Source organism: Elioraea sp. (assembly GCF_051860475.1).
Lineage (GTDB): Bacteria > Pseudomonadota > Alphaproteobacteria > Acetobacterales > Acetobacteraceae > Elioraea.
This window is the reverse complement of the sequence record NZ_JBHYDW010000177.1, coordinates 1-7,671: the sequence shown is the minus strand read 5'-3', so window position 1 is coordinate 7,671 and position 7,671 is coordinate 1. Positions and strand designations below refer to the sequence as shown.

The following is a 7,671-nucleotide window of genomic DNA, read 5'->3' as shown; positions in this document are numbered from 1 at the left end:
ATCGCGAGCGAGACCACACCCTGCTCGCGCCAGACCCGCCGGCGTAGCGCATCGAGCTCCGCCGAGGTGGTCGGGCTGGGAGCACGATGCAGGCACGACCGCGGCGGCATCGGAGCACCGGGGAGCATCAGGCGTGCCCTCCCTGACCCTCGGTGGCCCAGAGCAGCAGCGCGATCGCGTCGGCCTCGTTGTCGTCGGCAGGGTCGAAGCCGCGGGCGCGGATCGCTGCGATCATCGCCGCCTTGTCGGCGTTGCCGCGGCCGGTGGCGAAGCGCTTGATCGTGCCGACGGGGACGCCCTCGTAGGCGATGCGGCGCTCTTCACACCAGGCAGCGAGGTGAGCGAGGAAGCCGCCGTAGATGTGCGCTGCGTCCGTGCCGGCGTGACGTCGCACCTCCTCGAACACGATGCGCTCGAGCCCACCGGCGAGCCGCGTGACGTCCGCGAGCCAGTGCCGGAAGCGCAGGTAGCGCATGCCGCCGCCTTCGAACCGGCTCGGCTTGAAGGTCATGGTGCCGGAGGTGACGGCGCCATCCTGAAAGCGAATCGCCCAGCCGGTGGTCGTGCCGAGATCGAGGGCGAGCACGGCGCGATGCGCGAGGGCGACCGGGAGCGGGGCGACGATGCCGCCGCTTGCCAGCGGCGCGGGCGGAGTCAGAGTCGCAAGAGCCATGATGGTCTCCGAGAGGGGGTCATGGTGGTGAGGGCGGCGACGGCGCGGTTCTTGGCGGAGCTCGCCGTCGCTGCCCGGCTGCGGGGTGAGGGTCGGACCGTCTGGTGGCCCTGTGCTCGGCGGGTGCCGCATCACGGCACTCCGTCGAGCCAGTGGGGCTGCTGGGGGTCTTTGGGGGGTCCTGAGCGAAGTCCCCCAGAAGTCCCCCCGCCGCAAACCCAGGCATTTCCTGAGGTTTGGGGGACTTGGGGGACTTGGGGATCTTTTTCCGTGCCTATCTCACGCGCGCACGCGCGCGCACACGCATAAGGGTCAGAAAAAGTCCCCCAGGTCCCCCAAGTCCCCCCAACACGAGGATTTCCCTGGGCTTCCGCGGTGGGGGACTTCTCCGCGAAGTCCCCCCGGGAGGCACCAAGTCCCCCCTCGCGCGGATCAGCGGATGGTTCGAGGCGCCAGCGCTGTGAGTTGTGCACCATGCCCGCGCTGCGCAGGTGAACGAGGCGCTCACCGACACGGAAGGCGCGATCACGCAGCTTCCGCAGCGCCATCCCAAGCGCGACCCTCATGCCGTGGTCCGCCTTCGCGCTGATCGGCAGGGCGGGCTCGGCGGCCTGCGCGAAGCCGACAAGATCGCTCACGCTGACGTCCGCGCTGCCGAACCGATCCCACCAGGTCTGTACGAAACCGCTCCAGGCGCCACCTTCCTTGTCAGATGCCCGCATGACCTCGTCGAGGTTGGCGAGGAATCCGTCGACGCGGGCGACCTCGAGAATGCCGCCGATCACCTGTGACCAGGCCTCGAAGGAGCCGATCGAGCACGCGCCACGGGGACGGCCGGCGGCGATCCAGGCCTGGCAGAGCGTGAGGCAGGCCGCGACCAGCGCGCCGCGGTTGGCCTGCACCCAGCCGATCAGGCTCGGATGGCGAAAGCCATCGCGGCGCCAGGGCTGCTCGACCCGCGCGTCGAGTCGGATCCGCACCAGCCTGCGCGCGATCTCGTTCGAGAAGCTCGGGTTGTTGCCGGTCGCTACCCAGACGCACCGGATCGGCAGGCGCACCATGTTCGAGCCGCCGAGAACGCGATCCTCCCAGATCGGTGCCGTCAGCGCTGCCGCGAGGGCGGAGCTGTCGAGTTCCTGGCGCAGGTTGTCGATCAGCAGGAGCGGTGGCAGCTGACGCAGCTTGGCGGTCAGCCGCTTGCGCCATTCATCCTCGTCGCGCCCCTCGGTCATCACCGGTGCACCTGCGCCGGTCAGCACGGTGGCGATGGCATCGACCATCAGCGTCGCGCCGGTTCCCGGCGTCGGCTTCTCGATCAGGTGCAGTGGGGTGGGCCCGTCGATCATCGCGCGGACGAAGCCGAGCAGCAGAAGCGCCAGGGCATGGGCTCGCTCTGCCGCGGCGACGAACGGGAAGTCGCCGAGCAGGTCGTCCAGCAGCAGCGACCGGGCCGCGGCGATCGCTTCGGCCGTCGGGCGCTCGGCCACCGATCCCAATACGAAGCCGGGCATCGGGTGGTAGAGCAGGCGTGCATCGGGATGGTACCCGGCCGAAGTGAGCAGCGTGCCGCTGCGGCCGAACGCCGGTGCGGTGACGATCCCGCTCAGCACCGGCAGTGCCGGGTTGGGCGTGGCGAGTAGGTTCTTCACCACGTCGGCTGGCGGCGGCACCGGAATCGCCTCGCCCTTCGGATTGATGCGGCACCACCGCGCGATGCGCGCCAGCATGTACCGCAGACGCTCATCACGCACGGCGACCGGTACCGGCCGGCCATCGTCGTCAGGGACGACCCAGTTCGGATGGCCACCGACGAGGAAGAGCCAGGGCGATACGTTCGAGGTGTAGAGCAGATCCCAGGCCATCCGCGTCGCGCGCTTCAGGTCGCCGTCATCGGCGCGCATCGTCGGGAGCTGCCCGTTCGGCTCGACGAAGCCCATGGGCACATGCCGGCCGCTCGCCGGCGGCTGCGGCGGTTGCCTCGGCGCGCCGCTGCCGCGGCGCATCGCGGCATCCAGCAGCGCGGCGATCGCGTCCGGACCATGACGCCGGAGCATGTCGTTGAAGTCGTCGCCCTGATCGGGCGGCAGGGCGATCGCGACCTCGCGCCCTTCCAGGCGCAGCTTCGCGGCCGCGGCTTCGGCGGCGCGCAACCCGGCACCCGAGACGTCGTTGTCGGCGAGGATGACGACGCGGTGCGTCTCGGGCGGAAGCTGGACCTGCTCGATGCCGGCGGTGGAGAGCGCGGCCCAGACCGGCAGACCCTCGCACGCCGCCATCACCGCGAGCCCGGTCTCGATCCCCTCGCAGATGCCGAGCACGCCGGCCGAGGTGAGCGGAGCGAGACGCACTGCGCCGCCGGCGGGCCTGCCGAGCAACATGCGCGGCTTGGAAACGCTCGCCTTGGCGACGCACGTGGGATCCGCGGCATCGACCTCGAGATAGGTCCGGTGCAGCGCGACGATGCTGCCCGCACGATCGCGCACCACGCCGAGCATGGCCTCGAAGCCACGACGCGTTTCCCAATGCGTCAGATCCGGATGGAACAGCAAATCGGACTCGGACGGCGCCGAGAGGCCACGACCGCGGAGGTACGCCTCGGCGGCGGTGCCCACGACCGGCACGGCGCCCGAGAGGATGTGCTCGATCTCGCGCTGCGGATCGCGCTCTGCGCGCGGAGGCTGAGCTGGCTCCTGCCGTGCCGGCGCTTCGCCGGTCCAGCCGGTCATCCCCGCGGCATGCGCGAACAGCGCCCGATCGGACAGGCCGGTGCCGTGCGCCAGTGTGGACAGCGGCCCGCCACCATCGCCGCCGTCGAAGTCGTGCCAGTCACCGGCGTGTTCGCCGCGCAGCATGATGACGCAGGAGCCGGAACGGCGCGGCGGCGCGCCTTGAATGTTGGCGAGGCGCCATTCATCGCCCTGCCGCCGTCCGTGCGGAAACAGCTCCGGCACCCAGGCGTGTGCGGTTGCGCGCAGCCGCCGGACGATCTCCTCGAGGTCGTAGCGGACAGGGCCAAGCTCGACGACGTTGAGGTCGATCACTGCAACTTCGCCTCCGGGATAACGCCGGTGAAGAAGCTCTTGTCCGGCCGCACGGCGATGAAGCCGGGGCCGGTGTGCTTCGCATCCGGCACGATCCAGAGATCCGTGCTCGGGTCGTAGACCGCCTTGCCCGGTCCGAAGAGGCGATCGAGGAACACCTCCATCGGCATTGCGCGCAGCGCGTCCTCGACCTCGCGGAGCTGGCGCACAGTGACGCCGTACTTTCGCGCGCGCCTTCGCTCGTCCAGTGTCGCCATGGTGTGCGTCCTCAACTCAGGATCACCAGCCCCTGCTCGGCGCGGGTGATCGCGGTGTAGAGCCAGCGCTTCCGGTCGAGCTCCGTGCGGCCGAGCCCGTCATCCCACACCACCACGTTCTCCCATTGGCTTCCCTGAGCCTTGTGGCAGGTGATCGCCCAGCCGAAGGTCGCCTCGGTCAGCATCCGCTTCGCCTTCCAGTCGCGGTCGTGGCGCTGGGTGTCGAGGGCGACGTGGTCCTCGAAGTGGCCCTTGTAGATGCGCAACCGTCCGCGTGTGCCGTCGGGCTGCGGCGGGCCGATGCGATTGCCGTCCTCGTCGGTCACCACGGCGGAGAAGAACAGGCTGCCCTCGTCGACCACATCGTCGAGCGTGACGAACATGCCGTTGATCAGGCCGAGATCGTTCTGGTTCTTCAGGCAGACGACCTTCTCGCCCGGGCCGGTGGGCAGCCATCCTGGGCCGTAGCCGGCCGCGTCGCGCATCGCGTTGTTGAGCTGCAGCCGAGTCGCGTTCCTGCCGCAGATGACCTGCCCGCCGCGCAGCGCCTGCTGCGGGGTGACGTCCGTTTTGCGCATCTTCCAGACGTGATCGTCGTGCCGGCCGAACGGGATCGGCTCGCCCTCGCGTGCCATGGTGGCGAGGCGGATGATCGCGCTCTCCGCCGCCTGGCGATGGATCTCGGTGAGCATCACGTCCGGCGCGTCGCGGGTGAACGCGCCTTCGCCCTGGATCGGCGGCAGCTGCCCCGGATCGCCGAGCACCAGGATCGGCTTGCCGAAGCTCATCAGGTCGCGCGCCATCTCCTCGCCGACCATGGAGACCTCGTCGAGCACGATCAGCCTGGCGTGCGCCGCATCGCTCTTCGGGTTGAGCGCGAAGCGCGGCCGCTTCATCTCCGCCACACCCTGACGCATGGCCGCGATGGCGGCCTCCGCCGTGGTGCGTTCGAAGCCGGCGAGGCGGCGAGCCTCGGCGATCGCCTGCTCGATCTTCTTCTCCGCGTCCTCGACCTCCTCCTCGGTCGCCTCGATCACGCTGTAGATCAGGCTGTGGATGGTGCGTGCGGGCGTGCCCTTGCGGCGCAGCACCAGCGCGGCCTTGCCGGTGAAGGTGGCGGTGACGACGCCGGGCACGCAGGTGTCGCCGTCCTGGCCGCCGCGATGCGGTTCGAGGCCGAGCTCGTCCAGGGCGAAGCGCAGCACGGTCGACTTGCCCGTGCCCGCGTAGCCGAACAGCCGGAACACCTGCTGCTCGTTGGTGCGGTGCTCGAACCACTCCTTGATGGCGGCGATTGCGCGATGCTGCGCGTCGGACGGGGTCAGGTCGGTCATCCGGCGGTCTCCATCTCGAGCCGGTAGTCCTTCACGATCCCGCCGCGGGAGGGATCGCCCACCTCGCACTCGCGCACGAACACACGCCGCCCGTCGCCGAGGCTGCGCCAGTGGCCGCGTCGGATATGCCAGCGTGGCGAGGCATGCGTGCCGCCGAGCCTCGCAGCGGCGTCCGCGATCCGGCCCGGATCGATGTCGGCGATCCGGTATTTCCAGCCGCGCACACCGATCCGGGCCAACGTCGCGCGCCGAAGCGGCGAGAGGGTCTGGGTCTCGAAGGTGCACCCGGCGGCCAACAGGCCGAGCGCGCGCCAGACCGCGTATGCCAACACCTCCGAATGGACGCCCATGTCGTGCGGCCAGAGCACCCTCGGGTTGGTCTCCACCTCGGCCACACCGTCCTGTCGGAAGCGGGCAAATGCCAGGACTTCGGTCCATGCGCCGCGCTCGGCGTCGCGCTGGAACAGGTAGCCCTTCACGTCGTCGGATGCCGCGACCGCCAGGGCGACCATGCAGCCGCCCACGACGCCACTCCGCACGATCTCGAACATGACCGCGGGATGCGGCAGCTGCAGGCGGCCAGGCAGGATCGCCTGTGCGAGACGCGCGACCTCGTCGCTGTCGAGGCGCTCCTGGTTGGGGAACACGTACACGGGCGCCGTCAGCACCGCAGAGACGTCCGGCGCATTCCAGAGCCCTGGCGACCTGCGTGCCAGTCGCCGCTTCAGTTCATAGGCCATGGGCACGCGAGCGATTGGAGTAGCGGGCGTCATGCGGAGGTCTCCCAGCATCGTTGCGCGTAGGGGCAGAGTCGGCAGAGGTGGAAGTCGCGATGGGCAGCGATGCGAGGCGGCAGTTCGCCGGCATCGACCGTGAGCAGGATGTCGACGGCGCGATCGGAGAGGCGCTGCGCCTCCTGCGGCTCGAACGGCACGACCTCGTGGTGCAGCGCGAGCGTGTCGCGGTTGAGCGCCGTGACCAGCGCGACCTCGAGGTCCAGATAGGCCATGTAGAGCTGCACCTGGGCGAAGTAGACCGGTTTCGAGGCGCGCAGCCCGTGCTTCACCAGGTCGTTCCAGGAGCGTGCGCCCAGCGCCTTGTGCTCAAAGAGGGCCGGCCAGCTTATGCCGATCTCGGGACCGCCGACGACTACGCCGTCGGCGTGGCCGCGCAGCCGGCCAGCGGCGGCCGAGAAGCCGAACTGCTCGCCGTCCGGGCCGCGATCGCGCAGGTCGAAGCCGGCACTGCGGAGCCAGCGGATGGTGAGCGCCTCGAACTGGTGGCCGGCGTCGAAGATGCGCAGGATCGGACCACCGAACTCCTGGCCCTCATCCTTCGGCGTGTGCGCGACCTCGTAGGCGAGCCGCCGGGTGCAGGGCTCGCCGATGCGGCTGCCGCCGAGATAGTCGCGCGGGCGCTGGCGGCGGTTGCGCTCGACCAGGGCAGCGTCGACAAGCGCGTTCACGCGCGCGGTGACGTCGCTGCCGGGATCGATGATCGGCGCACCGTAGACGCGGCCCGAGCCGTGATTGAGATCGAGCAGCATTGCGTCCCTAGAACGGAATATCGTCATCGAGCGTGGGACGCTTCTCGGCCTGGCGCTGCATCGATGCCTGGAAGCCATCGACGCAGGCCTCGATGATGCGATCGATCTCGGCGGCCGAGCGCTCGGCGAAGGGGGCGAGCAGGTCGAGCTCCTGCAGCACCTCGGCGAAGGGGCGGCGCGCGTCCTTGATCGCCTGCGTTTCCATGGCGGTCTTGTCGATCACGCCGCCACCCCGCTCGGCGAGCGCGCCACCCGCCTCGCAACACGCCATTGAGCAGAAGCGGTAGAGCGGCGCATCGCCGATGTGCAGCTTGTGGATGTAGCCGAAGCCGCGCGCCTCGCGGCCGCACAGCGCGCAGAGACGCCGCGCCGACCATTCCGCGTGCGAGAGCGGGCGTGCCGGGCGCCGGTCGCCCACCGCAGCGCGGTGGGGTCCCGATCGCGCCGGCCGAGCACGGGCCATTGCGGCATCAGCCGTTCAGCCACGCGGGACCACCGCTCGGCTTCGTCGCCGGAGGAGGCGGTGCCGCCGGGGGCGGAGCGGATGCCGCAGGGGGCGCCCAGGCGGGCGTGGTGGCCGCGGGTCGCGGCTGCGGCGGGCCCCAGGACGGCGCCGGCGCCTGCGGCGCGGCGGCCTTCTTCGCCGGGCGGTGCGACGGCTGCGGCGGCACGGTCTCGCCCGCCACGATGCGCGCGTACTCCGGCTCGCCCGGCAGCACCACCCGATCCAGCCGGTTGGTGTCGCCATAGTCAGGGTTGGTGCTCGGCTCGACGCGGATCTTCGCCACAAACGTGATGCCGTGCAGATCGCGCAGGCCCC

At 70.4% G+C, this 7,671-nt stretch carries 7 protein-coding genes and 1 pseudogene; all 8 read right to left on the bottom strand.

Going from position 1 to position 7,671, the window contains the following annotated elements; genetic code table 11:
• Positions 1–127: 127 nt before the first annotated feature.
• The gene (locus tag ACTIFU_RS21085) at positions 128–673 is read right to left on the bottom strand and encodes a hypothetical protein (RefSeq protein WP_439580291.1); all 546 of its coding nucleotides are present in this window, start codon (positions 671–673) and stop codon (positions 128–130) included.
• A 131-nt stretch (positions 674–804) separates the two neighbouring features.
• Positions 805–3,714, bottom strand: a complete 2,910-nt coding sequence (locus ACTIFU_RS21080) for a DUF7146 domain-containing protein (protein WP_439580290.1) — start codon at positions 3,712–3,714, stop codon at positions 805–807.
• The gene (locus ACTIFU_RS21075) at positions 3,711–3,971 is read right to left on the bottom strand and encodes a hypothetical protein (RefSeq protein WP_439580289.1); all 261 of its coding nucleotides are present in this window, start codon (positions 3,969–3,971) and stop codon (positions 3,711–3,713) included. Before ACTIFU_RS21075 ends, ACTIFU_RS21080 begins: the two co-directional genes overlap by 4 nt.
• Positions 3,972–3,982: 11 nt before the next feature.
• Positions 3,983–5,305 carry an ATP-dependent DNA helicase gene (locus tag ACTIFU_RS21070; protein ID WP_439580288.1) on the bottom strand — a complete coding sequence of 441 codons (1,323 nt, stop codon included), beginning with the start codon at positions 5,303–5,305 and terminating at the stop codon, positions 3,983–3,985.
• Complete coding sequence (locus tag ACTIFU_RS21065; RefSeq protein ID WP_439580287.1) at positions 5,302–5,973, bottom strand: hypothetical protein; 672 nt, start codon at positions 5,971–5,973, stop codon at positions 5,302–5,304. The genes ACTIFU_RS21070 and ACTIFU_RS21065 overlap by 4 nt, the downstream gene beginning before the upstream one ends.
• 101 nt (positions 5,974–6,074) lie before the next feature.
• Positions 6,075–6,851: a hypothetical protein gene (locus tag ACTIFU_RS21060; protein WP_439580286.1), complete on the bottom strand. Its 777-nt coding sequence runs from the start codon at positions 6,849–6,851 to the stop codon at positions 6,075–6,077.
• Positions 6,852–6,858: 7 nt separating this feature from the next.
• Positions 6,859–7,269, bottom strand: a complete 411-nt coding sequence (locus ACTIFU_RS21055) for a DUF6511 domain-containing protein (RefSeq protein ID WP_439580285.1) — start codon at positions 7,267–7,269, stop codon at positions 6,859–6,861.
• Positions 7,270–7,321: 52 nt separating this feature from the next.
• Positions 7,322–7,671, bottom strand: a pseudogene (locus tag ACTIFU_RS21050) (hypothetical protein); the annotation flags it as partial.

Excerpts from the sequence above, each read along its gene's own strand:
- ACTIFU_RS21085 (WP_439580291.1), bottom strand. The coding sequence starts at position 673 with ATGGCTCTTGCGACTCTGACTCCGCCCGCGCCGCTGGCAAGCGGCGGC.
- ACTIFU_RS21075 (WP_439580289.1), bottom strand. The coding sequence starts at position 3,971 with ATGGCGACACTGGACGAGCGAAGGCGCGCGCGAAAGTACGGCGTCACT.
- ACTIFU_RS21070 (WP_439580288.1), bottom strand. The coding sequence starts at position 5,305 with ATGACCGACCTGACCCCGTCCGACGCGCAGCATCGCGCAATCGCCGCC.
- ACTIFU_RS21060 (WP_439580286.1), bottom strand. The coding sequence starts at position 6,851 with ATGCTGCTCGATCTCAATCACGGCTCGGGCCGCGTCTACGGTGCGCCG.